This is a genomic window from Heliomicrobium sulfidophilum, assembly GCF_057715735.1.
Genome location: NZ_JBVTZZ010000005.1, coordinates 1,685,210 through 1,709,758, shown reverse-complemented (window position 1 = coordinate 1,709,758; position 24,549 = coordinate 1,685,210). Strand labels below are relative to the sequence as shown.

The 24,549-nt window shown below is 57.7% G+C and carries 24 protein-coding genes; 8 read left to right on the top strand and 16 right to left on the bottom strand.

Annotated features, from left to right (window positions below; genetic code table 11):
• Window position 1 precedes the first annotated feature (1 nt).
• Complete coding sequence (locus AC0CW1_RS13840; RefSeq protein WP_488183595.1) at window positions 2–1,738, bottom strand: nickel-dependent hydrogenase large subunit; 1,737 nt, start codon at window positions 1,736–1,738, stop codon at window positions 2–4.
• A gap of 6 nt (window positions 1,739–1,744) precedes the next feature.
• A complete protein-coding gene (locus tag AC0CW1_RS13835; protein ID WP_488183594.1) occupies window positions 1,745–2,863 on the bottom strand; it encodes a hydrogenase small subunit in 1,119 nt (372 codons plus the stop codon).
• 295 nt (window positions 2,864–3,158) lie between these two features.
• Between AC0CW1_RS13835 and AC0CW1_RS13830 the strand changes: the two genes are divergently transcribed.
• Window positions 3,159–3,791 carry a hypothetical protein gene (locus AC0CW1_RS13830; RefSeq protein WP_488183593.1) on the top strand — a complete coding sequence of 211 codons (633 nt, stop codon included), beginning with the start codon at window positions 3,159–3,161 and terminating at the stop codon, window positions 3,789–3,791.
• A 76-nt stretch (window positions 3,792–3,867) separates the two neighbouring features.
• Here AC0CW1_RS13830 and AC0CW1_RS13825 read toward each other — a convergent pair whose 3' ends face one another.
• Entirely contained in the window at window positions 3,868–4,785 is a 918-nt protein-coding gene (locus AC0CW1_RS13825) for a MerR family transcriptional regulator (RefSeq protein ID WP_488183592.1), read from the bottom strand.
• A gap of 338 nt (window positions 4,786–5,123) precedes the next feature.
• Here AC0CW1_RS13825 and AC0CW1_RS13820 point away from each other — a divergent pair, with 338 nt between their 5' ends.
• The gene (locus AC0CW1_RS13820) at window positions 5,124–5,843 is read left to right on the top strand and encodes a helix-turn-helix transcriptional regulator (protein WP_488183591.1); all 720 of its coding nucleotides are present in this window, start codon (window positions 5,124–5,126) and stop codon (window positions 5,841–5,843) included.
• Window positions 5,844–6,053: 210 nt separating this feature from the next.
• Here AC0CW1_RS13820 and mdh read toward each other — a convergent pair whose 3' ends face one another.
• The 10 genes from mdh to argH form a co-directional block, all read right to left on the bottom strand.
• Complete coding sequence (gene mdh, locus AC0CW1_RS13815) at window positions 6,054–6,983, bottom strand: malate dehydrogenase (RefSeq protein ID WP_488183590.1); 930 nt, start codon at window positions 6,981–6,983, stop codon at window positions 6,054–6,056.
• Window positions 6,984–7,035: 52 nt separating this feature from the next.
• Entirely contained in the window at window positions 7,036–8,283 is a 1,248-nt protein-coding gene (gene icd, locus AC0CW1_RS13810; protein WP_488183589.1) for an isocitrate dehydrogenase (NADP(+)), read from the bottom strand.
• 75 nt (window positions 8,284–8,358) lie between these two features.
• Window positions 8,359–9,078: a PIG-L deacetylase family protein gene (locus AC0CW1_RS13805; protein ID WP_488183588.1), complete on the bottom strand. Its 720-nt coding sequence runs from the start codon at window positions 9,076–9,078 to the stop codon at window positions 8,359–8,361.
• Between the two features lie 323 nt (window positions 9,079–9,401).
• The gene (locus tag AC0CW1_RS13800) at window positions 9,402–10,307 is read right to left on the bottom strand and encodes an amidase domain-containing protein (RefSeq protein ID WP_488183587.1); all 906 of its coding nucleotides are present in this window, start codon (window positions 10,305–10,307) and stop codon (window positions 9,402–9,404) included.
• A 256-nt stretch (window positions 10,308–10,563) separates the two neighbouring features.
• Window positions 10,564–11,157 (bottom strand): indolepyruvate oxidoreductase subunit beta, encoded by a 594-nt coding sequence (locus AC0CW1_RS13795; protein WP_488183586.1) that lies wholly within the window; start codon window positions 11,155–11,157, stop codon window positions 10,564–10,566.
• 2 nt (window positions 11,158–11,159) lie between these two features.
• Window positions 11,160–12,989, bottom strand: coding sequence for an indolepyruvate ferredoxin oxidoreductase subunit alpha (iorA, locus tag AC0CW1_RS13790; RefSeq protein ID WP_488183585.1), 1,830 nt, complete (start codon window positions 12,987–12,989; stop codon window positions 11,160–11,162).
• A 68-nt stretch (window positions 12,990–13,057) separates the two neighbouring features.
• Window positions 13,058–14,359, bottom strand: a complete 1,302-nt coding sequence (locus AC0CW1_RS13785) for a phenylacetate--CoA ligase family protein (RefSeq protein WP_488183584.1) — start codon at window positions 14,357–14,359, stop codon at window positions 13,058–13,060.
• A gap of 455 nt (window positions 14,360–14,814) precedes the next feature.
• The gene (locus AC0CW1_RS13780; RefSeq protein WP_488183583.1) at window positions 14,815–14,979 is read right to left on the bottom strand and encodes a DUF362 domain-containing protein; all 165 of its coding nucleotides are present in this window, start codon (window positions 14,977–14,979) and stop codon (window positions 14,815–14,817) included.
• A gap of 77 nt (window positions 14,980–15,056) precedes the next feature.
• Window positions 15,057–15,221, bottom strand: a complete 165-nt coding sequence (locus tag AC0CW1_RS13775; RefSeq protein ID WP_488183582.1) for a DUF362 domain-containing protein — start codon at window positions 15,219–15,221, stop codon at window positions 15,057–15,059.
• 109 nt (window positions 15,222–15,330) lie between these two features.
• The gene (gene argH, locus AC0CW1_RS13770; RefSeq protein WP_488183581.1) at window positions 15,331–16,713 is read right to left on the bottom strand and encodes an argininosuccinate lyase; all 1,383 of its coding nucleotides are present in this window, start codon (window positions 16,711–16,713) and stop codon (window positions 15,331–15,333) included.
• 466 nt (window positions 16,714–17,179) lie between these two features.
• Here argH and AC0CW1_RS13765 point away from each other — a divergent pair, with 466 nt between their 5' ends.
• Entirely contained in the window at window positions 17,180–17,506 is a 327-nt protein-coding gene (locus AC0CW1_RS13765; protein WP_488183580.1) for a HesB/IscA family protein, read from the top strand.
• Window positions 17,507–17,578: 72 nt separating this feature from the next.
• On the opposite strand, the gene AC0CW1_RS13760 is transcribed toward AC0CW1_RS13765, so the two are convergent.
• Together AC0CW1_RS13760 and AC0CW1_RS13755 are read right to left on the bottom strand one after the other, a co-directional pair.
• The gene (locus AC0CW1_RS13760; RefSeq protein ID WP_488183579.1) at window positions 17,579–18,121 is read right to left on the bottom strand and encodes a MarR family winged helix-turn-helix transcriptional regulator; all 543 of its coding nucleotides are present in this window, start codon (window positions 18,119–18,121) and stop codon (window positions 17,579–17,581) included.
• 49 nt (window positions 18,122–18,170) lie between these two features.
• Window positions 18,171–18,665: a tetratricopeptide repeat protein gene (locus tag AC0CW1_RS13755; protein ID WP_488183578.1), complete on the bottom strand. Its 495-nt coding sequence runs from the start codon at window positions 18,663–18,665 to the stop codon at window positions 18,171–18,173.
• Between the two features lie 77 nt (window positions 18,666–18,742).
• Between AC0CW1_RS13755 and AC0CW1_RS13750 the strand changes: the two genes are divergently transcribed.
• The 5 genes from AC0CW1_RS13750 (at window position 18,743) to scpC (ending at window position 23,286) form a co-directional block, all read left to right on the top strand.
• On the top strand, window positions 18,743–18,877 hold the full coding sequence (locus AC0CW1_RS13750) for a hypothetical protein (RefSeq protein ID WP_488183577.1): 135 nt from the start codon (window positions 18,743–18,745) through the stop codon (window positions 18,875–18,877).
• 333 nt (window positions 18,878–19,210) lie between these two features.
• Window positions 19,211–19,777 (top strand): xanthine phosphoribosyltransferase, encoded by a 567-nt coding sequence (locus tag AC0CW1_RS13745; RefSeq protein ID WP_488183576.1) that lies wholly within the window; start codon window positions 19,211–19,213, stop codon window positions 19,775–19,777.
• 366 nt (window positions 19,778–20,143) lie between these two features.
• Entirely contained in the window at window positions 20,144–20,929 is a 786-nt protein-coding gene (locus AC0CW1_RS13740; RefSeq protein WP_488183575.1) for a methylenetetrahydrofolate reductase, read from the top strand.
• Window positions 20,913–21,590, top strand: a complete 678-nt coding sequence (locus AC0CW1_RS13735; protein ID WP_488183574.1) for a LytTR family DNA-binding domain-containing protein — start codon at window positions 20,913–20,915, stop codon at window positions 21,588–21,590. Before AC0CW1_RS13740 ends, AC0CW1_RS13735 begins: the two co-directional genes overlap by 17 nt.
• Window positions 21,591–21,780: 190 nt before the next feature.
• The gene (scpC, locus tag AC0CW1_RS13730) at window positions 21,781–23,286 is read left to right on the top strand and encodes a succinyl-CoA:acetate CoA-transferase ScpC (protein ID WP_488183573.1); all 1,506 of its coding nucleotides are present in this window, start codon (window positions 21,781–21,783) and stop codon (window positions 23,284–23,286) included.
• A gap of 236 nt (window positions 23,287–23,522) precedes the next feature.
• Here the strand turns inward: scpC and AC0CW1_RS13725 are convergent, their stop codons facing one another.
• Window positions 23,523–24,533: a tripartite tricarboxylate transporter substrate binding protein gene (locus AC0CW1_RS13725; RefSeq protein ID WP_488183572.1), complete on the bottom strand. Its 1,011-nt coding sequence runs from the start codon at window positions 24,531–24,533 to the stop codon at window positions 23,523–23,525.
• Window positions 24,534–24,549: the final 16 nt, after the last annotated feature.

The window sequence follows — 24,549 nt, the reverse complement described above, 5'->3', positions numbered from 1 at the left end:
CTTACCGCAAGACGTCGATTTTGGTAATCTCCCGGTTTTCCGTATCTGTAAGGTGGGCGGCGCAGGCCAGACAGGGGTCGAAGGAGTGGATCGTCCGCAGCAGTTCCACCGGTTCCTCCGGTTTGGCCAAGGGCGTGCCAATGAGGGCGGCCTCGATGGCGCCAGGTTGGTTCTTGTGGTCTTTCGGGGAGCCGTTCCATGTCGTCGGGACGACGCACTGGTAGTTGGCGAGTTTGCCATTTTGAATATGGCACCAGTGACCGAGGGCGCCGCGGGGCGCTTCGGCGATGCCGACACCCTTGCAGTCCTTGTCCCAGGTCGAGGGCTCCCAGCGCTCCTTGTTGAAAGTCGTCTGGTCGCCGCTCTTGATGTTGGCGAGCAGCTCGTTGTAGAACTGCTTCAGCCAGGTGGCGCAGAGCTTCGTCTCGATGCCGCGGGCCGCCGTCCGGCCGAGAGTCGAGAAGAGGGCTTCGGGGCCGACGCCGAGGCCGCCGAGGACCTTGTCGACTTCGCTCTTGACGAGGTCGTGGGCCTTGCAGTCCTTCTTGGCATAGGCGACAAGCATGCGGGCCAGTGGGCCCACCTCGACGGACTTTTCGCGCCAGCGGGGCGATTTGAGCCAGGAATAGGCCTGGTTGAAGGCGCCCGACTCGTCGAGAGTCTTATAGGGTGGCTTGGGACCGGTGTAGTTGATGTTCGTCTCGCCGTCCCAAGGATGGAGGCCGCTCTTGGAGTTTTTATACCAGGAGTGATCCGTATATTCCAGGATCTGCTCGGGATCGCGGGGATCCACGTCGAGAACCTCGCCCAGGTTTTTGTTGAGGATCACGCCGCGCGGGAAGAGGAAGCCCGCCGGGTCATTGATATGGGTGGTGGGCAGGTCGCCGTAGCAGAGGAAGTTGCCCACGCCGCCGCCATAGGCCGCCGCGTCCTTGTAGAAAGAGGCGATGGCCAACAGGTCGGGGATGTATACCTGTTCGACAAACTCCATGGCCTCGTCGATCAGTCGGCCGATCATATTGAAGCGCTCGATGTTGAGGGCGTTGTCGCTGTTGATGTCGATGGCCGAGGCCATGCCGCCGACGACGTAGTTCGGATGAGGGTTCTTACCGCCGAAGATGGTGTGGATCTTGACGATCTCCTTCTGCCAGGAGAGCGCCTCCAGGTAGTGGGCCACGGCCATCAGGTTGGCTTCCGGCGGCAGCTTGTAGGCCGGATGGCCCCAGTAGGCGTTGGCGAAGATGCCGAGTTGACCGCTGTCGACAAAGGTCTTCAGCTTCGTCTGGACGTCCTTGAAGTAGCCGGCCGTCGACTTGGGCCAGCGGGAGATGCTCTGAGCCAGTTGGGCCGTGGCGGCCGGATCGGCCTTCAGTGCGTTCGGGATGTCGACCCAGTCGGGCGCATGGAGGTGGTAGAAATGGACCACATGATCATGGACATAAAGGGCGGTGAACATGATGTTGCGGATCAGTTCGGCGTTTTTGGGGATGCGGATCTTGAGGGCATCTTCCACAGACCGCACCGAGGCCAAGGCGTGGATGGTGGTGCAGACACCGCAGATGCGCTGGACCAAGGCCCAGGCGTCGCGAGGATCGCGATCACGCAGGATAATCTCGAGGCCGCGGATCATGGTGCCGGCGCTGACGGCATCGACGATCTTTCCGCCCTCCACCTTGGCTTCGACGCGGAGGTGGCCTTCAATCCGTGTGACAGGGTCGACGACGATGCGTTCTGCCATTTATGTTCAACCTCCCAGAGAATCTTTGTTGCAGCCGCCTTTGCTTTCCTTCTTCTCTTCGGCCTTTTTCGTGACGGCGGAGAAGCCGGCGTGAACGGCGGCGCCAACAGCGGCGGCCCCGACGGCGGCGATGCCGAACTGGTCGACGTTCATGCCGATATTCATGCCGGGCACCTCGGCCAGGTGGGTATAGAAGGACTGGCCGCCCGTGTTGTCCCAGAAGCCTTTTTCCGAACAGCCGATGCAGGGGTGGCCGGACTTGATGTCATAACTGACGCCGCCGTTCCACTCCATGTTGGCGCAAGAATTGTAGGTGTTAGGCCCTTTGCAGCCGACTTTGTAGAGGCACCAGCCCTGCTTGGCCCCTTCGTCGTCAAAGGATTCCACAAACATCCCCGCATCGAAATAGGCGCGGCGGTTACACTTGTCATGAATGCGGTGACCGTAGAAGGCTTTGGGCCGGCCTTCGCGGTCCAGTTCCGGCAGGCGATCGAAGGTGAGCAGGTGGGTGATCACGCCGGCCATCACCTCAGCGATGGGCGGGCAGCCGGGCACGTTGATGATGGGCTTGTCTTTGATGATCTCCTGGACCGGCACGGAACCGGAGGGGTTAGGGTTGGCGGCGGCGATGCAGCCGTTGACGGCGCAGGAGCCCCAGGCGATGATCGCCTTGGCGTTTTTGGCTTCCTCTTTGAGGATCTCGACGGAACTCCGGCCGGCTAGTACGCAGTAGATGCCGCCGTCTTTTGTGGACACAGCCCCTTCGACGGCCAGAATGTAGTTGCCCTTGTTCTCCTCCATGCTCTTACGGGCGGCCTCTTCGGCCCGCTCGCCAGCGGCGACCATCAAGGTTTCATCGTAGTCGAGGGAGATCATGTTGAGCAGGATGTCCGCAGCGATGGGATGGTGAGAGCGGATGAAGGATTCGGTGCAGCAGGTGCATTCGACCAGGTGACGCCAGATGACGGGAATCCGTTTCTTCGTCTCTAGAGCTTCGGCAATCTTCGGGACCGATCCGGCGCTCAGTCCGAGGGATGCGGCCATGACGGTGCAAAACTTGAGGAAGTCCCGCCGGCTGACGCCACGGCGCTCTAGGTGCTGGTAGTAGGTTTCCTCTTTTGCCATTAACTTTCACCCCAGATTTTCCAATTTTTCAGAAAAAACCGAAAGCGAACAGAAAACCTGGTTTTCTGTTCGCCGATGAGAAAGAGACACAAGGACTGGGAATCTACATCACTTTTTCATATCATAACCGAAGCTTAAACAGAGTGACAAGTGGCATACCCCTATTAAGAAAATGAATATATTCACTCTGTAATTATGGGAAATGGGTTAAATCGCATCCTCCATCATCTGGATCGGCATATTTCGGCGCTGTGAAGAATATATACCCTTGAGATGGAAAAAGGAGGAAATTCATGTGTGGCCTCTCCGACTGTCACCGCTCTTATTCCTCGTTCTTCTCCTCTCCCTGTCGCCTGTCGCCGAGAGCGATCTATCGGCTGCGATGCACCCCGATGTGGCGCATTCGAATGGTTTCGCCTTCGCTTCCGAAAACAAAGCAGGACTGCCTTCCCTCGTCGAGGCAGACCTTCCTCCTGGAGAGACGACGAGTGATTGGACTGATGAGCAGTTGGTCACCTTTGCCCTGCGAGCAGACAGGCAGATGGCGATCGCCCTCTTTGTGCAAAACCCCGACTGGCTGCGCAACCAGGGTCTGACACCTGTTCCCGTCTCGACAAAAGAGGACCTGTCACGCTTGTTATCTTCCTACTGGACGGCTGAGGCGATCCAACTTCTCTGGGCGGAAGGCGCTCAGGCGGCGCCTGATCTCCCCTGGGGGTTTTACACGGAAGGGCCTTATTTTCTTTTCCTGGCCAAAGACTTTCGCGTCTCCCACCCTACGGCAGACACTGCCGTCGTCTCCGGAGAAGCAGAAGCCATTGATTCTATCGATGACGCCGGTATCGGCCCCGTTGCCGGTCACGAGGTGGACGTCGAACTCTTTTTACGGCGAACGCCGGAAGGCTGGCGCGCTGATCTGCATAGATGAGGGCGCACCGAAAAAAGCGCCGCGGCTTTTTGCCGACGGCGCTTTTCGTTCCAAATGAAATTGCGTATTTCGTCAATCAGTCGAGGCCTCTGAGCCAGGTGTCCCAGGACTCGATGGAGCCGGCGATATAGGAGTCTTTCAGGTGGTCTTGGGCTTCCATGTCGTAATCGAGGCCGCGGCCGCCGATGCAGACACGCATGGGGAAGCCGCCCCGCTTGGTCATGTCGAGAAGCTGTTCATGGATCAGGAGCACTTCGGGCACCAGCAGACGGGAGCCGACGGAGAGGGCGACGACGCGCGGGCGCAGTTCGCCGACCACTTCGTAGAGGTCTTCCGTGGGCAGATCCTGACCGAGGTAGATGACGCGGAAACCGCGACGGCGCAGGTAGATGGAGAAGATCAGCAGGCCCAGGTCATGGTGCTCACCAGAGACGCAAGCCGCCAGGACGAGGGGCAGGTCGCGGTTGGCCGGCAGGGCGCAGAGCATGGCGGCCAGACGGGCCCGGAAGAAGTTGGAGGCGAAGTGTTCATGGGCGACGGACAGTTCCCGGCGCGCCCAGCGTTCGCCCAGTTCCTGCAGAATGGGCAGGATGAGTTCCACGGCGACGCGCTCCATGTTGAATAGGCTCAAGGCCTCCTCCATGGCAGCGCTCGCTTTTTGCTCATCATAGTCGTCCAGGGCAAGGACGATGCGACGATGCAGTTCACCAAGGGCATCCTTGCCGGTGTCGACAAGGGGGCTGATGGGCCGCAAGACATCCTTCTGGTGCAGCATCTTGACGGCCTGTCCGATGGTTACGCCGTTTTTTACCTGCTGAGCCAGCCACTGGATGGTCTGCACGTCCTCTTGGGAGTACACCCGGTATCCCGCCTTGTTGCGATCCGGCTGGATGACCTGATACCGGTGCTCCCACACGCGAAGGGTCCCGGCGGCAACGCCGGTCATCTTCTCAACCGCTTTGATGTTGTAAAAGCCGTGATCCTTTGTACTCATGGCGGGCACTCCTTTACACGACCTCGTTGTCTCTGTAGTCTACTTGTGAAGGTTATTGCAAGTTATTTATATTAATAAAGCTTGGCATCTACCATGATCATACTATGATTTTCTCTTTGTATCAAGCGATAATAGAGTATGGAAATAGTTTGACACAAGCGTCACTTTTTTCAAGCTCGTCCATTGACCCGCATATCCCCGAAAGGGTCTGCGAAAAATGTATCTGTCGCCTTTCGGCGAATAGATACGTCTCTTATAATTAAAATGGTACTAATGGAAGCGACGGAAGCCCTTTTTCGATATCATTGGGGTCAGCCTATTACGGATGAGGTGATGCTGTGTTCGAGGACGCTCAGAAGGTCAGTTCTGTCTTCGCCGACAGAACTCGTTTCTCTATCTATCAATATATCGTCAACCACCCTAACGCCACCTGCACGGTCAAGGAGATCGCCCAGGAGTTTTCTATCCATCCGAACGTCGCCCGCCTCCATCTCTCGAAACTGGAGGAGATCGAGCTGCTCGAATCCGGTTGGGATCACCAGTCCATGCCTGGACGGCCGGGGCGGCTTTATTCGTTGCGTAAAAAAGCGATTACACTGCATTTTCCGCCGCGCGAATACCAGTTGCTCGGCGACTTGACCCTAGACGCCCTTGATGCGGTCGGGGCAAGCGGCATTGCGGCATTGGACAAGGTGGGCTATGCCCATGGCGTCCGTTTAGCCCAAGGAGTGCGATCCGACAAGGGAGCGGCGGGGAACGGACAACTGACCGTTGGCGGGTGTTTCAAAGAGGTGATCGCTATCGAACCGCTGGCCATTTCCGCCGTCACTTGCGATGAAGGCCGCACGATCATTCGACTGCGCAACTGTCCTTTCCGGGAATCGGCGGAAGGGCGCCACCATCTCACCTGTCCCCTGCACCGCGCCATCTTGCGCGGCGTCTGGGAGACACTCTACGAACCGGCTGCCATGGAGTCCTTATCCTGCCAGGCCTTGGGGGACGACTGTTGTGAGATCGGCGTGATCCCGAACGACCGAGAGGAGGAAGTCGGCGCATAAGGCCGCCCAAGTCACTGGAAACGTTTCCACATTTACCAATGGGAGTTCTGAAAAAAGCTAAAAATGGACCAGTTCCTTACCCGGAACTGGTCCATTTTCTGTCATGAAGTGTACGTCAATCCATTCCGGAGCTATTTAGTTTTTGAGACACGCTCCGGAGCAGCGCCGCCGAGGTGCGCGCGAGGCTGCGCCCACGTTTGCGCCTGAAGGTTACATGCCGGTAACCTTGATCAGGCTCTTCACGGAATCGACAGACTTGGCGAGGAGCAGTTTTTCCTCGTCGGTCAGTTCGATCTCGTAGACCTTTTCCACACCGTTGGCGCCGAGCATGACGGGCACGCTGGTGTAGATGCCTTCATAGCCGTATTCGCCGTTCAGGTAGGCGGCGACAGGCAGGACGCGCTTCTGGTCTTTCAGGATGGCTTCGACCATCTGGATGACCGAGGCGGATGGGGCATAGTAGGCGGAACCGGTCTTCAGGTAGGCGACGATCTCGGCGCCGCCTTTGCGGGCGCGGTCGACCATTGCCTGGATCTTGTCTTCAGGCAGCAGTTGACGGATGGGGATGCCGCCGATGAAGGTGTAGCTGGGCAGGGGAACCATGTCGTCGCCGTGGCCGCCGAGGAGAATGGTGGAGACGTCCTTGACGGAGCAACCCATCTCCATGGCGATGAAGGTCTTGAAACGGGCGGCGTCCAGGATGCCAGACATGCCAAAGACGCGGTTGGTCGGGAAGCCGGAGGCTTTTTGAGCCACATAGGTCATGGCGTCGAGGGGGTTGGAGACGATGATGATGATCGAGTTGGGCGATTGTTCGGCCGCTTTCTTGGCGCAATCGGCAACGATTTTCGTGTTGGTGGCGATCAGATCGTCGCGGCTCATGCCCGGTTTGCGGGCGATGCCGGCGGTGATGACGACCACATCGGAGTTGGCCGTGTCAGCGTAGCTGTTGGTGCCGATGATGTTGCAGTCGAAACCTTCGACGGGGGAGGCTTCCATCAGGTCGAGACCTTTGCCTTGGGGGATCCCTTCCATGATGTCAAGGAGCACGATGTCCCCCAGTTCTTTGGAAGCTGCCCAGTGGGCGGCGGTGGCGCCGACGTTGCCTGCACCGATGATGGTAATCTTCTTGCGTGCCATACCTAAATGATTCCCCTTCCTGGCTGACCCAGCCATGTATGTTTTCTCGCCCTTACATCCGTTCGATGACGGCCTGGGCGAATTCTGACGTTTTGACTTCCCTGGCGCCAGTGATCTGGCGGGCCAGGTCATAGGTGACCACTTTGTCTTCGATGGCTTTTTGGAAACCTTTGATGATCAGGTCGGCCGCTTCTTGCCAGCCGAGGTGTTCGAGCATCATTACACCGGATAGGATGACCGATCCGGGGTTGACTTTATCCAGTCCGGCATACTTGGGCGCTGTGCCGTGGGTGGCTTCAAAGACGGCATAGGCGTCGGAGATGTTGCCGCCCGGCGCGATCCCCAGCCCGCCGACTTGGGCGGCCAAGGCGTCAGAGAGGTAGTCGCCGTTGAGGTTGGTCGTGGCGAGCACGTCGTACTCGTCGGGGCGGAGCAAGACCTGCTGGAACATGCTGTCGGCGATGCGGTCCTTGATGACAATCTTGCCTTCGGGGACCTTGCCATTGTATTCATCCCAGAGCGCCGCCTCGGAGATCGTCTGCTCGGCAAACTCTTCCGCCGCCAGCTCGTATCCCCAGTCCTTGAAGGCGCCTTCGGTGAACTTCATGATGTTGCCTTTGTGGACGAGGGTGACGCTCTTGCGGTTGTTGTCGATGGCGTACTGGATGGCTTTACGGATCAGGCGCTTGCTGCCGAACTCGGAGATGGGCTTTAAGCCGAGGGCGGTGCCGTCTTTGAGGATCTTGACGCCCATTTCGTTGCGGAAAAACTCGACGGCCTTCTGGGCTTCAGCCGTGCCGGCTTTCCATTCCAGACCGGCGTAGACATCTTCCGTGTTCTCCCGGAAGATGACCATGTCGACCTTTTCCGGCGTTTTGACGGGGCTCGGCACGCCGTCAAAGTAGCGCACCGGGCGCACACAGGCGTAGAGGTCCATGACCTGGCGCAGGGTGACGTTCAGCGATCGGAAGCCGCCGCCAACAGGCGTCGTCAGGGGTCCTTTGATGCCGACGCGGAACTCTTTGAAGGCCTCGACGGTCTCTTCCGGCAGCCAGGTGTCAAAGTTGTTCTTGGCTTTCTCGCCGGCGTAGACCTCCATCCAAGCGATGCGCTTTTGGCCGTTATAGGCTTTTTCCACCGCCGCGTCAAAGACGGCCTGCGAGGCGCGCCAGATATCGGGACCGGTGCCGTCGCCTTCGATGAAGGGGATAACGGGTTGATCCGGCACTTGCAGTTTTCCCTCAGCAAAGCCGATGGTCTCCCCTGTCGCCGGAACTTTTGCGTATTTGTACTCTGCCATATCGATCCGACCCTCCCTAATGGTGTTTGTCCAACAGACAAACATTCTTTCTGCTCTCTACGCATTCCTTTTTTGCTAGAAAAGATCCTGAGCCATCTCCTCGCCGGCCTGCCGGAGCGGGCGCGAGGGGAATACCTGGTGGTAGTACTCAAAGGAACGCAGTTGATCCAACTCCGGATCATGGTTGATGGGTGAAGGCTCACTGAGATAGCCGATGCGCCGGATCGATCCGATCTGTGTCTGGTGGCAGAAGATAGCGTCGCGTTTTTGTCGCAGATATTCACTAATCGGCACGGCCACGTGGATCTGTTCGCTGGGCCGGGCAAATCCCCGCCCCATCCGGGCGACAACGCCAGGGTGCAGGCAAAGGAAGTAGAGGCGGGCCGCACTGCCGCAGAGCAGGAAAGCCATGGTGGCGTAGTGGCCGACGGTGGTGTGGTCCATGTGACCGGACATGCCGTCAGGGCCGAAGGTGACGATGGCATCGGGCTGGCAGCGTTGAATCAGGCGGACCATCTTGTCGACAATCTCCCCCGGCGGGGCGATATTCGTCTCCTGGTCGCGGTAGTCGAGAAAATGCAGTTCGTCCACTTGCAGGACAGCGCAGGCCCGACGGGTCTCCCCCTCGCGCACCTCGCCGAGGCCGGCTGGCTCGCAGAGCGGCGGATCACCGCACTTGCCTGCTTCGCCGCGGGTGGCGCAGACGACGACTGTGCGGGCGCCAAGGGCATTGTATCGCGCCAGGGTTCCGCCCATGCCGAAGGATTCGTCATCGGGGTGAGCCAGGATTGCCATCAGTGTCTTCCCCGAAAAGCGTTGCCCCATGTCCAAAACAGACCCTCACTTCTGTGCGATCGCGCTGTCAGGGCCACAGCCATCACGGCTTGTGGCGCATCGAATCCAGCGTGCTGCTTCTCCATCGTAACCTATACTATTCCACATCTGGCAAAAAGTCAAAGTATACATCACCAATGGTGTCTGGTTGTCAGACCAATATTGTTCCAAAAATTACTTACGCTATTCGACAAAATTCGGCTGACTCCTGCTGATTTTATTGCCGATATAATCTTTTTATAAAACTTTTCACAAAGAAGGCGAAGGGGTCTGGGGTAACAAGGTTAATCGCCCATTTCATAGACGAGCACCCGCTGTCCTTTTCCTTTCATGATCTCCAAAGTGCCATGCATGGAACGATCATTGACGTCGTCGCTCTGGGAAGCGAGGGCGATGTCCTTGCCGACCTTGGCGACGAGGATCAGGGTGTGGTAGGGAGCGCCGTTGGCGTAGGCCAACTGGATAAAATCGCCGAGGCGCAGACGTTCAAACCAGCGGTTCCAGTCGTTGAGCATCTCTGCCGCACTCAGGGTCGTGAAACGGGCGACCCGTCCGGACCAGTGGTTACGAAAGGCGGTGGTCACTTTCCAACTGAGGGTGATCCGGCGATCGCCGTCTCTGTCGGTAGCGCCCGGCTTGCACCACCAGTACCGGGGCCAGGTAAACCGCTCGGGCGGACCGAGCACCCAGGGCATCCCGCCGGCGTAAAGGCACTGCGAGATGAAGTGGGCGCAGTTGCCGCCGCGGCCGGGACGGCTGTTGAAATCGGGGTAGTTGGGGTTGTGGTTTTTATAGTAGCGGTTGGCGTAGGCCACGGCCGCCGCGCGGTTGTAGCCGGCGACGAGGGTTTTGACTTCCGACGCGCTGGCGGGAGCGCAGCCGAGGTGCTCTTCCAAAGCGGATTTCAGCTTCGCATCCGAAAATGAGCCATTCAGCAAGGCCCGGTGCAGGTACTCGGCAAGAAGTTCCTCGATATGGGGCGGCTGCTCCCACTGGCTGGCCTGCTCCAGGATAAAGGCGATCGTCTCCGGATGACCGTCACGGAAGACCATTCCCTCCCGCTCCATGGCCATGGCGACGACCCGTTCCACCGCCTGCATGCGCAGCGATGTGTAGAGCCGTTCCCAAGCAGCAACCTTGTCAAGGCGGTATTCGATGTCGAAACGGTCATGGTTTATCCTTTCTCCCATCGCGGTCCATCCCCTTTCGATGAGTCAGGCGACGATGTTCACGCAAGATTCCCTTCCGATCGCACTCCAATGTATGCGATCGGAAGCGAAAGGCTGCTTCTGTCATCAGATTTCTTCCTGTAAGATTTCCCTTAAAACAGGTCGCGCTTCGATGAACACAGGAAAAGGCCGGCGGTCATCCATTCCCGCCGGCCTACAGTTCCATCCTATGAACAGGTTTTTCTCGTACAGGTTTTTCCCGAACGTTTTACCGTTCTTACGCCCGCTTCTCTTCCCGGTACTCAAATCCAGCGGCGAAGGCGCGCTGGTTCAGTTCCAGGAAACGGGCAGGAACGCGCGCTTCCAGCGCCGCATCCCAAGTCTCGCGGGCAATGTCCATGACCGATGCGAGCACGCCCATGAGGACCACGTTGGCGGCCTTGGGGTTGCCGATCTTCGTCGCCAGGTCGAGAGCGGGGACGATGGACAGGCGGCCGACGCGCTCGCCGATGGCCTCGATGATCCCCTCGGGGTAGGCGGCCGCGCCGATCAAAACCGGCAGGGGCTCGATCTTCTGGTCGTTGACGATCATAGCGCCGCCGGGGCGCAGCATGTGGGTCCAGCGGTAGGCCTCCAGCTTTTCAAAGCCGACGATGATATCGGCCTCGCCCGGTTCGATGATCGGCGAATAGACTCTTTCGCCGAGGCGAACTTGGGTGACGACGGAACCGCCCCGCTGGGCCATGCCGTGAATCTCGGACATCTTGACGTCCCAGCCCTGGGCCAGGGCCACATGGCTGAGGATCTTGGAGGCGAGGATGGTTCCCTGCCCGCCGACGCCGACGAGAAGGATGTTCATTCCTGTCTTCATCCCTATTCACCCGCCTTTCGCAGGGCGTTAAAGAGGCAGAGTTGGGCGCAGAGGCCGCAGCCGGTGCAGAGGGCGCTGTTGACGACGACCTGGCGGGTGGCCTTATCAAAGGAAAGGGCCGGGCAGCCGATGCGCAGGCAAGCTTTGCAGCCCTTGCAACCGACACATTCAAGCGCTTTTTCCGTGTTTTTGACGATGAGGGCGCAGGGACGGCGGGTGATGATCACCGACGGTTCGGGCGCGGCCATCTCTTCCTTGATCACCGCTTTGACACGGTCTAAGTCGAGGGGATCGACCTCGATGACACGCTTGACGCCAAGGGCCTTGGCAAGGGCGACGAAATCGACGACAGGCGCCTCTTTGCCCATCAGTGTTTGGCCCGTCGAGGGGTTGTGCTGGTGGCCGGTCATGGCGGTAGTCGAGTTGTCGAGGATGATCACCGTCGAGGTGCCGCCGTTGTAGACGATGTCCATCAGACCGGTGACGCCGGAGTGGAGGAAGGTGGAGTCGCCGATGACGGAGACGAGGCGGCGAGCCAGATCGGGATTGGCCTTTTCCATGCCCAGCGCCCCGGAGATGGAGGCGCCCATGCAGATGCAGGTGTCCATCGCCTCCAGGGGCGCCATGGTGCCCAGGGTATAACAGCCGATGTCGCCGGAGACGACGAGCCGGAGCTCACGCAGCACGTAGAAGACGCCCCGGTGTGGGCAGCCGGGACACATGACGGGGGGACGGACAGGGGCATTGAAGGGTTCATCGGCCGTTACGGCGGCTTCGTCGCAGGCACGAGCGCCGTTGTTGTCCGCGTTGTCGCTATCCGATGCAACGGCCGCATCGCCCGAGCCATCCGCGCCGGCCTCGGCGATCACACCGAGCACCGCCAGGATCTGCTTCTTGACAAGGTTGACGGACAGTTCGCCGTAGGCCGGCAGGATCGACTTGCCGATGACGTCGATGCCCATGGCCCGGATGCGATCTTCCAGGTAGGGATCGAGTTCCTCGACCACAAAGAGCACGTCGACGGCTTCGGCGAAATCGGCGATCTTTTCCTTCGGCAGCGGGTGGGTCATGCCGAGGCGGAGGACCGACGCGTCGGGGAAGGCTTCCCGGACGTACTGGTAGCTGACGCCGGAGGTGATGATGCCGAAAGAGGGATCTCTCATCTCGACGCGGTTGACTTCCACCGTCTCGGAGAAGTCGGCCAACTGCTTGTCACGCTCTTCGATGAAGAGCCGCCGCGTTCTGGCGTAGGCCGGGATCATGACGTATTTTTTCGCGTCCTTTTTATAGGGCTGGACGACGCGCTCCATTGGTTCGCCCAGTTCGACGAGGCTCTGGGAGTGGGCGATGCGGGTGGTGATGCGCAGCAGCACGGGCGTATCAAAGCGTTCCGACATGTCCAAGGCCAGTTTGACCATGTCCTTGGCTTCCTGGGAGTCAGACGGTTCGAGCATGGGGATTTTGGCGAAGGGCGCGTAGTTGCGGTTGTCCTGTTCGTTCTGGGAGGAGTGCATGCCCGGGTCGTCGGCGGAAACGAGGACGAGGCCGCCGCGCACGCCGGTGTAAGCCGCTGTAAAAAGAGGATCGGCGGCCACGTTGACGCCAACATGCTTCATAGTCACGATGGTGCGGGCGCCGGCGATGGCGGCGCCGACGCCGACCTCCATGGCCACCTTTTCATTGGGGGACCACTGGCAATAGATCTCAGGATACTTGGCGATGTTTTCGAGGATCTCCGTACTGGGCGTTCCGGGGTAGGCCGCCGCCACGGTCACGCCGTACTCGTAGGCGCCGCGGGCAATGGCTTCATTGCCGGTCAAAAGCGTCTTCAACGATAATCCCCCTTTGTCTCTAATCAGTCACTCTTTTGTCATTGCCCGGAGCTTCACCGGATTTTTTGCTAGTCCTTCGGTCGCCGGTCGAGGATGCGCTTGGCCTTGCCGGGGCTCCGTTCGAGGGAACGGGGCTCGACGAGGCGCACCTTGGCGCTGACGGAAAGGACACTCTTTAACCGCTCCCGGATGGCGGTGGTCAGCGCCTCCAGTTCGCGGTAGTTGTCGACAAACCGCTCCTCGGCCAGTTCCACCTGGACCTCCAAGGTATCTAAAAAGCCCTGGCGGTCGACGACCAGCAGGTAGTGAGGCGTCACGCCTTTGATCTCCATGAGTACGCTCTCAATCTGAGACGGAAAGACGTTGACGCCCCGGATGATCAGCATGTCGTCGGTGCGGCCGGTAACGCGGCGCATGCGCGCCAGCGTCCGTCCACAGGCGCAGGGGCTCCGGTCGATACAGCTGATGTCCTTGGTCCGGTAGCGGATGATGGGGAATCCTTCCTTGGTCAAGGTGGTGAAGACCAGTTCCCCCTCGCAGCCTTCCTCGACGGGCTCACCAGTCTCCGGATCGATGACCTCGGCCAAGTAGTGGTCCTCGAGAATATGCAATCCCGCTGTATGTAGACACTCGCCGGCAACGCCCGGCCCGCCCAGTTCGGTGAGGCCGTAGTTGTCGGTGGCGCGGATGCCCCAGGCGTTTTGTATCTCCCGGCGCATCCCCTCGGACCATGGCTCTGATCCGAAGAGACCGACGCGCAGCGGCAGGCTGGCCGGGTCGATGCCCATGGACCGGGCCTCTTCGGCCAGGTGAAGGGCGTAACTCGGTGTGCAGACGAGCACCGTCGTCTCGAAATCCTGCATGAGCATGATCTGGCGCTGCGTGTTGCCGCCTGAGGCGGGCACGATGGCGCAGCCGACTTTTTCTAATCCGTAATGAAGGCCAAAGCCCCCGGTGAAGAGCCCGTAAGTGAAGGCGATCTGAGCGGTGTCCTCGCTCGTCACGCCGGCCATGACGGCGATGCGCGCCACCTGTTCGGTCCATCGTTCTAAGTCGCCCCGGGTGTAGCCGCCGACGATCGGCTTGCCCGTCGTGCCAGAGGAGGCGTGCAGGCGGATCAGTTCTTTTTTTGGGACGGCAAAAAGCCCGAAGGGGTACTGATCGCGCAGGTCCGTTTTCGTCGTGAAGGGAAACTTGCCGATGTCCTCCAGCGTCTTCACGTCTTCCGGGCGCACCCCGGCCTCATCGAAACGCTGGCGGTAAAAGGGGACCTTCTCGTAGACGCGCTGGAGCGTCTCCTGGAGGCGTGTGAGCTGCAAACGCCGGAGCGACTGCCGGTCGATGCACTCCATCTCGCGGTTCCAGATCATGGGCTCACCTCCTGATAGGAAGCCCCATATTGAATCAAAGGGACAGCCAAAGCGCCCTCTGCCCTACGGTCAGAGAGATCCGCGCCTTGACTGTCCGCCAAAAAGTCAAACAAAAGCCCTGCTGTCCGCCCCGTTTCGCCTTCCGGCAAAAAGGCGACAGAATTCCCAAGCATGCATCCTTGCCGCATTGCCTTCCATCCTCCCGTTCTGCTGTGATCCATTTTGTTGCGATCCGATCTGCCGTGGTCCATCCGGCGGCCTGCCTGCCTTCCATACCGTCGTACAACGATAGCCGCCCTCTTCACCCGCTTTGACGTCGGGAAACTTGAATGGTATATATTCGAGAAAAATTCGAGAAATCCTCTCTCTTCGTCAGATCTGAAATGGCCGGCCTGTGGAATGAAAAAAGCGCCCCCTGACGGCAAGTCAAGGGACGCTTTGCGGGTTATGTTCGATTAGCCAGCAACGATAGCTTCTACGGGGCACTTATCGGCGCAAACGCCGCAGTCCACGCAATCACTGGTGATGGAGTACTTCTTGCCTTCGACGATGGCGCCAACGCAGCAGCCGTCCATGCAAGCGCCGCAAGCGGTGCAAGCATCGGTGATTTTGTAAGCCATTATTCTTTCACCTGCCTTCCTAAATCCCTATGGTCATCATCTAGAAACACACCACACCCAGCGAGAATAATTCTGTCTTAACCCTCGCTGATAGCGCCGGCTGGGCAAGTGTCAGCACAAGTACCGCAATCAATGCAGGAATCGGCGATCGTATAGATATCGCCCTCCATGATTGCTTCTACGGGGCACGCATCTTTGCAAGCGCCACAAGCGACGCAGGCATCGGAGATTTTGTAGGCCACCTAAGTTCACCCCCTAAAGTGTTTCGGGTTCACTTCCAACACTTTTACCATATCACGGATATAATCCGGCTTCAATCACTATTTTTTCGAATTCTTTCAGGTTTGTCCGCTATTGCTCGTCCAACCGCCGCCGCGCTTGCGCTATGGCTTCCTTTACCGCTTCCGGCGCGGGACCACCAGGGACCTTGCGGTCGGCCACACAGCGCTCCACCGAAATGGCTTCGTAGATGTCCTCGCCAAAGGCGTCGGAGCAGGCGCGGAAGTCATCAAAGCAGAGGTCGTCGAGGGCGACGCCCTTTTGGACGCAGAGGAGCACCATCTTGCCGACGATCTCATGGGCTTCACGGAAAGAGACGCCCTTTTTGGCCAGGTAGTCGGCCACGTCGGTGGCGTTGGTGAAGCCGCCCCGGGCGCCAGCTTTCATCACTTCACGGCGCACACGCATGGTAGCGATCATGGGGGTGAAGACGGTCAGGCAGCCTTTGACGGTGTCGACGGCGTCGAAGAGGCTCTCTTTGTCCTCCTGCATGTCCTTGTTGTACGCCAGCGGCAGGGACTTCATCACTGTGAGGAGGGCCATCAGATCGCCGTAGACGCGGCCCGTCTTGCCGCGGATGAGTTCGGCCACGTCGGGGTTTTTCTTCTGAGGCATCATGGAACTGCCGGTGGAGTAGGCGTCATCGAGTTCGATGAAGGCAAACTCCTGGCTGCTCCAGAGGATGATCTCCTCGCAAAAACGGGAGAGGTGCATCATGGTCAAAGAGGCGGCGGCGCAGAACTCGATGGCGAAATCGCGGTCAGACACGCCGTCGAGGCTGTTTTCGGTGATCCCGTCAAAGCCAAGTTCTCGGGCGACGGCCAAGCGATCCAAAGGGAAGGTCGTTCCGGCCAGGGCGCCGGAGCCCAAGGGGGAACGGTTGAGGCGGCGGGCACAGTCGGCCAGGCGGTCCCGATCGCGGTCAAACATCTGCACATAGGCCAACAGGTGGTGGGCCAGGGTGATCGGCTGGGCCTTTTGCAGGTGCGTGTAGCCCGGCATGATCGTGTCCACATTCGCCTCGGCCGTATCGAGCAGGGTAGCGATCAGGTTGGCCAGGAGCGACCGCGTCTCGGCGATCTCGTCGCGGAGGTAGAGGCGGATGTCGAGGGCCACCTGGTCGTTGCGACTGCGAGCGGTGTGCAACTTCTTGCCGATATCACCGACGCGCTCGGTCAGGATCTTCTCGATGTTCATGTGGATGTCTTCGGCGGCCACGTCAAATTCAATGCGGCCAGCTTCGATGTCGGTCAGGATGCCTTCCAGGCCGGCGATGATGGCCCGGGCGTCCGTCTCGTCGATGATGCCCTGCTGCCCGAGCATGCGGGCATGGGCCATCGATCCCCGGATGTCTTGCTTGTACAAACGCTGGTCAAAAGAGATGGATGAATGGAAATCTTCGACGACCTTGTCGGTTCCTTTTTGGAAACGGCCGCCCCACAGTTTTTTGGACACTTGCGCTGCCTCCTCGTCGATGGCGAGCCGAGTCTTCCCCGGCAGGATATGCCAAAAAAATAATCCCGTGAAAAGGGCTCTATAGAGCTTTGTGCTGGAACTTTTTTGCCCGCGTCGCTGTCTAATTAGTATACTTCAGAAACGAAGCGAGGTGAAGCCGATGAAATCTTGTGCGAACGAATCGAGAATGACTTCTCACGAATGGGACTTGATTTCCATGTTGATCGTGGTTCTCGTGGCAGCGGGATTAGCGGCCTTCACCCATGCATAACGGCTGACCTGCGACGATTCACAGCCTGCAAAAGGTGTAACAGTCCGCGCTACGCAGCAGACAAAGGGATCGTCTGCGAAGAATCATGGGGCATTATTTTTTCATCACAGAGATCCATCAACCCGGGTGTGTACAGCATCCGGGTTTTTTAATGTTTTTTGTATTGATTTTCGTTCAACGGGGGGTAAAATCAAGATGGAGGTGGTTCCCGTGATCACGGTGACCGAAAAGGGACGTCAGAAACTGCTCGAACTTCTAGAAGAAAGCAAAGCGAAATACATCCGGATTTTTGCCCTCAGCCGGGAACACTCGGCCTACGACCTGGGCCTTGAATTCGAAACCAAACGGGGCGATTTTGTCTTCGAGGCGGCGGGGATCTCCTTTGTGGCCGACGATGTGAGCAAAGACTATCTCCGGGGACTGCGCATCGATTATGATGACAGCGATGACGAGCCGGGGTTTCTCGCCACGTCAAGCTGCAACTCGACCTGCAGTTCCTGCACCAGCCAGTGTGATCTGTGATTTGCTCGAATGGCCGCTACGCAACAAAAGGCCCTTGACCGCTCTTGGCAAGGGCCTACTGCTATTTCGAAACTAAACTTCGTCCGGGGAATAGTTTTCCGTAAACCACTCGACCGAATCCATCAGTTGGTTCACCTGCTGAGGATGCTTCTCCACCAACTCTCGCAGCTTGCTGTGCATGGTATGGCCGATTTCGGCCAGCAACTGTTCTCCTTTCGGTGAAAGGGCGATCACCCATTCACGCTGGTCAACAGGGCTCTGAGTCCGCATGATCAACTCCCGCTTCTCCAGGTCTTTCAGCGCCGTCGAGAGCGCCCCCTGGGTCAGGTGAAACTGCTTGCGCATCTCCTTCTGAAGGGCCAAACCGCGAAAATTGATGTGGTTCATGATCTGCAACTGGGTAAAGGTCAAATCGGTCCGCTGATTGATCCGTGAGACGGTGGTCATGGCGCATTCGTAAAAGGATTGCAACGTCCGGAAGAGGTCGCGCCCCCCATGAGACGCTTCTCTCATCCCAATGGCGTCAGCTTTGCGAGGAGTCGATTGAGCATCGCTCTGCTGATGATCTGCTTGTTTACCATTACCCTTTTCCGTGCTCACCGTTTCTGCATCCATTTCTTTTCCACCCTGCTTCTTCTAATAATCCTTCCCTGACAGTTGGCGCTTATTCAGCGATCAGTTTTTGATACTCTGGCAGATGTTTGACATGGCTGAAATCCTCGTCTGTCTTTTCCCTTGCCGTCACTTTGCAGTAGGGCATGATCGCAATGGCTTTCGCCAGGTTGTCCAGACAGGCTTGTGTATTGCCCTGCGCATCGTAGATGGCTGCCTTCCCGAAGTAGGTCCAGGCGTTGTCCGCATCGTAGGCCAGGGATCGATCAAACCAGACGAGGGCATCGTCAAAACGGCCGTGATATTTGAGAGCCAAGCCCCGGTTGTAGTAGGCAAAACCGTAATCCGGCCGGATGGCGATGGCGCGATCGAGCAACCGCAGCGCTTCATCCAGATTTCCCATAAAGGCGACGGCGATGCCCTTACCCGTATAGGCCTGATAGCAGTCGGGGTCCAGGGCCAACGCTTGCTCATAAAGGGAAATGGCTTTTTTCAGCCGGTTCGGCCCAAGCTCCACATCGAAGGCATAATAGCCCTGCTCATACAACGCAACGGCCCGCTTCCGGTTTTCCTCGGAGACGGGAGAACCGGATGGGGGGCTGTTCGCAGGGGATGTTGCGGGTGTTGCAGATGCTGCAGGTGCTGCGGGTGCCGCGGGTGCTGCAGGTGCTGCAGGTGCTGCAGGTGCTCCCGATGTTCCCGCCGAAGGGGCGCTGCAACCGCTCGTTACGAGCAGGGCGATCACGCCGGCGCAAATGATTCGACGCCAAACCGACATTGGAATCGGCGCTAACGCCAACTCTGGCGAAACAAAAAATTGTCGTGCAATGGCCGTTCGCGATAATGAGCGCTTCCCTTTCAAGTTGGTCACTCCAGACGATGATTTTTACAACAGTTCCTGGTTCATTCTATTTTCATCGCCCTTTTTCCTCCGTTGTGGGCTAGCGAAGGGCGCGTATTCTGCTATCGTCATGGGTTCTGTTTTATGGTATCCTGTAAACTATTGAACAATCGAGCAATAGCAATGCCATCTGCGCTCCATGATGCCAGGCCTATGGCGCCACAACAAAGTTACATACAGGAGAGTTGACGATGCAGGAATTGAAGGACCGCATTTTGGCCGAGGGCGAAGTAATCGGCACCCATATCCTCAAGGTGGATACCTTTTTAAATCACCAGATTGACCCCGCCTTTATCCTCCGGATGGGCAAAGAACTGGCAGACCGTTTTGCCGGCGCGGGCATTACCCGAGTGCTTACGGTAGAAGCCTCCGGTATCGCCGTCGCCTCGGCGGTGGCCCTTGCCCTCAACGTGCCGGTAGTCTTCGCCAAGAAAAAGAAGGCCAGCACACAGAGTGATGTGTACGCATCGCAGATCTACTCCTTCACCCGGCAGGAGTCGGTGACCATCACCGTGTCGAAAAAGTTTCTCTTACCCGACGATGTTGTCCTGGTCGTCGATGACTTTCTCGCCCATGGCGAGGCGCTGAAAGGTCTCGTCGATATTATCGAACAGTCCGGCGCTCAGCTCGCCGGCGCCGGCATCGTCATTGAAAAACTCTTTCAGCAAGGCGGCGCCGGATTGCGGGCGAAAGGCATGCGCATAGAAACCCTGGCCGCCATTGAACGCATGGAGCCGGGATATATCGATTTTGCGTAGGTTGTCTTTCAACGTCGCCACTTATCTCACTGCGCTTTAGCGAAGCTAAACAAGCTTCGCTTTTTCATTTCTCTCTTGACCGCACAAAAAACATCCTTAGCGTCCGTTTTGAAAGCCAGACTTCAATTAGCTTAACGTACCATTTTACATTATACTACATCGGTTTGTAGAAATTCGTCGAATTTTATTCATTAGTGCTTGATAATGCCCTTTTCGATTCAAGAGCATCTCTTTTTTGGAGAAAAGGACGACGGGCTATTTTTCCCTTGCTCAAGAAAAGGACGACGGGCTATTTTTCCCTTGCTCATTGAATAAAAAGTAGGTTAAACTGAGATAACAATTGGTTTTTATTTGGAGGTTCTGCCCATGACACGCATTACCGTCGAACTTGTCCCCCGCTCCGAGCAGGAGCTTATTTCGGAATTGCAGATGCTTTCGCAAGAATTCCAACCTGTCATGGGGATCAACGTTCCTGATTTACTGCGCTTTCCTCTTCGCAGTTGGGATGCCTGCACCATCGTCAAGGATTACTATATGACGGCCATTCCTCACATCCGCGCCATCGATCTCAATCCCGATGTCCCCCTACCGATGGGCCAGCAGTTGCGAGAGGATGGGGTCACAGAGGTTTTGATCGTCACGGGCGATCCGCCCCATGACATGTCCCGCAAGGTGTATCCCACGACGTGTATCGACGTGATCCGTCGTTTCAAAGACGAAGTGCCTGGCATGAAGGTCTATGCCGCCATCGATCCCTACCGGAGCAGCCTGAAGCAAGAATTAGAGTACGCCAAACGCAAGGTTGACGCCGGCGCTGACGGATTCTTTACGCAACCCTTCTTTGATCTCCGCCTCATGGAGATCTACGGAGAAATGTTAAAAGGATTAAAAGGGAAAGAGATCTTTTGGGGCATTTCTCCGGTGACCACGGAAAAATCCGCGGACTACTGGAGAACCAAAAACAATGTAATTTTCCCGGCTGATTTTCGACCCACATTGGAATGGAACATCCACTTCGCCCGCAAAGCGATGGATTATATTGAAGCCACCAATACGAACGTTTATTTCATGCCGATCCGCACGGACATCCGCGCCTACTTGCAAGGGGTCTTCGCTAATAAAAGGAGTGCGCGCTGTGGACATCCCCTTTGAGAACCTGTCGGGCATTGTCAAAGCCATCCGCCGAATTCTACCCTGGGATGTCTCCATCGCCATTTCCGAAGATGACCGGTTTGTCTATTACTTGCCCAGTTCAACGGTTGATCTGAAGATCAAGCCCGGCGATTTGATCAAAGAGGGCAGCGTGACCATGCAGGCGCTCCACTCCGGCGGCCCCATCTCCATGTACATGGAGGAGGACCTCTACGGTGTTCCCTACTTCGCCATCAGCACCCCACTGCATGAGCTGGGGTTGGAAAAATCCTGCCTGACGGCAGTGATCCCGCCGTTTTTGGCGAACGAGATCGTCAAACTGCCCCGCCACAAGTTTCTCATCGGCAAGAACGAGGAAAAGTGGATCCCCATCCCCCTAGAGGAAATCACCTACATCGATTCCGAAAACGGACGGACCCGCATCTTCACAGAAGACGAGCAATACATCAACAAGCACACCCTCTTTGAACTGGAATGGCTGCTGCCGCGCAACCAGTACATCCGTTGCCACCGAGCCTATATCGTCAATGTGGACAAGATTGCCGAGATCCTCCCTGATTTCCATTCCACCTTCCTCCTTTCCCTCAAAATGAAACGCAAAACCCAGATCCCGGTCAGCCAGCGCTACGCCAGCCACTTCCGCCGGCTCATGGGCTTTTAAGGCCTTTTGTCCCCCTTTGGCGGTCGTTTATGCTCGTTCACCCGTCGGCGTTCTCGTCTGTCCTCTCCTATTCTCGCTTACCCTTGCTTATTCTCGCTTGACTTAAAAAGGCTGAAAAGCGCAAACTTTTTGTGATATTCTCCTTTTAGGTTATGTCTTTTTTTATAGTACATATATAGGAGGATTTTGAATGCTTTCCCAGCGCTTGCGCAATGCCGCCCTGAAAGAACGCATCGTAACTGCGGAAGAAGCGGCGTCCTGGATCGAGGACGGGATGACCCTCGGCTTTAGCGGGTTCACCGCCGCCGGCGACGTAAAAGTGATCCCCCTGGCTTTGGTCGAGCGTGTAAAAAATGAAGGAAAGCCGTTCAAAGTCAACGTCTATACCGGCGCCTCCATTAGCTCTCATATCGACGGCATCCTGGCAGAATCGGGCATCGTCCACCGTCGCCTGCCCTACCAGTCAGAAAAGCGGATGCGTGCCGCTCTCAACAACGGCGAGGTCTGCTACATAGACCAGCACCTCTCCCATACGGCGGAACTGCTCCGTTCCGGCGCCATCCCGCCCGTCGACGTGGCGCTGATCGAAGCGGTCGCCATCACAGAGGAGGGGCATATCGTCCCGAGCACCTCTGTCGGCAACTCGCATATCTTCGTCGCTCAGGCCAAAGAGGTCATCGTAGAATTGAACCTAGCCCAGCCGCTGGGCCTCGAAGGGGTCCATGACATCTACGACCCGGGCTACCAGGGGCACCGCCAGCCGATCCCCCTCACCCAAGCGGGCCAGCGCGTCGGCGCGACGGCCATTCCCGTCGACCCGGCCAAGATCCGCGGCATCATCATCACCAACCAGGCCGATGTCAACTCGGCCATCGTCCCGCCTGACGAAGAGACGGAAGTGATGGCCCAGCACCTCTTGAACTTCCTCAAGGATGAAGTGGCCGCCGGCCGCCTCGGTCCGAACCTGGCGCCGCTGCAATCGGGCGTCGGCTCCATCGCCAACGCTGTCTTCGCCGGCTTCCTCAACTCCGATTTTTCCGACCTCGAGGTCTACTCAGAGGTCCTGCAAGACTCGGTCTTTCAACTGCTGGACGCCAACAAAATCAAGATGGCCTCGGGCTGCTCCTTCACCCTCTCGCCGCAGACTCACGAGTATGTCATGGAAAACCTGGACAAGTACCGCGACAAGCTGGTCCTGCGCCCGCAGGAGATGTCTAACAACCCCGGCCTGATCCGGCGCCTCGGCCTCATTGCCATCAACACCGCCTTGGAAGTGGACATCTACGGCCATGTCAACTCGACCCATGTCATGGGCACCCAGATGATGAACGGCATCGGCGGTTCCGGCGACTTTGCCCGCAACGCCCGCCTCACCTTCTTCTGTACCAAGTCCTACGCCAAAAACGGCAAGATCTCCAGCATCGTGCCCATGTGCTCCCATGTGGACCACACGGAACACGACGTGGACATCATCGTCACCGAACAGGGCCTGGCCGACCTGCGCGGCCTCTCCCCCCGGGAGCGGGCCAAGCGGATCATCGAAAACTGCGCCCACCCCTCCTACCGCCCCCTATTGCAGGCCTACTACGAAGAGGCCGTCGCTCGCGGTGGCCACACGCCTCATGTCATCGAAAAGGCGCTCTCCTTCCATGCCCGGTACGTGCAGACGGGGTCGATGCTGGAATCGGATAACTGAATGAGAAACGAAAGGGAGTTGGACAGTCGATCCAACTCCCTTTTTTCTTCACCTGCAAAGGCGAGCCCGAACAGTTTTTTTGCGAAGGCGGTCACGCTAAACCCACAGCGCACACATCATCCACTTGTTCACATTACCCACGTTCCACACATTATCCACATTGTTCACATTACCCACGTTCCACACATTATCCACATTATCCACAAAGCCGTTGTTATCCACTTCATCCACATTGTTCACATGATTTCCTTGCTCCGGTTCAACCCGTATCTCTCGATCAACACCTTTGCCTCTTCATAGTAGCGGTCACAGTAAGCGGTGAACTCCTCGCCTGACATGTACTCCGTCGGCTGGCCGATCTTCTCCATATCTTTGAGATACTCCGGATCCGTGCAGATGATGCGGAAACTGTCACGGAGCTTTTTGACGACCGCCGGATCAGTGCCGGCCGGCACAGAGAAGCCCCGTCGGATATCGGACACAAAATCAAAGCCCCGTTCTTTGAAGGTAGGCACCGCTTTGACCATGTCGTGCCGCTTTTCTGCGGCGATGCCCAGCGGGCGCATCTTGTCGAGGCTGCGCATCATATCGTTCAGATTGCCAATGATGGCATCGACGTGACCGCCCAGGAGGGCCACATTCTGGTCGGCCGACCCCTGGAAAGGAACGGGCGTCACCGTGACGCCAAGGGCGTCCTGCATCTTGAGCAAGGCCATGTGATGGCCCGTAAAGGTGCCCACGATGCCGACAGTCATCTTCCCTTCCCGCTTCTTGGCCTCGGCGATGAAGCCGTTCACATCCTGGATGGGGCTTTCCTTGTTGACGATCAGCATCTGGGGATCATTGACCACCTGGGCAATGTGGATAAAATCATCCTTCTTAAAGGTAGCTTGCGGGCTCAGCGACTGGAGGATGATATGGGGAACATTGACGCCGCCGATGGTGTACCCGTCAGGACGCGCCTGGGAAATCTCGGTGAAGCCGACCTGCCCGCCGGCGCCGACCTTATATTCAAAGGCGAGCGGCTGGTTAAAGACCTTCTTCCAGTACTTTTCGACGATGCGCGCCTGCACGTCGCTGGAGCCGCCCGCCGTAAAAGCAATGATCAGAGACACCGGTTTGGTCGGGTATTCACCGGGAGATCCGGTGCTTGTCGGGGCGCTCCCTTTGGCACAGCCGCCCAACACCAGGAGCAAAGTCAGCAGGACGGCGACGCCAGCCGCCTTGCACGGCGTTGAAAAAAACATGGACTTCCCCTCCCCT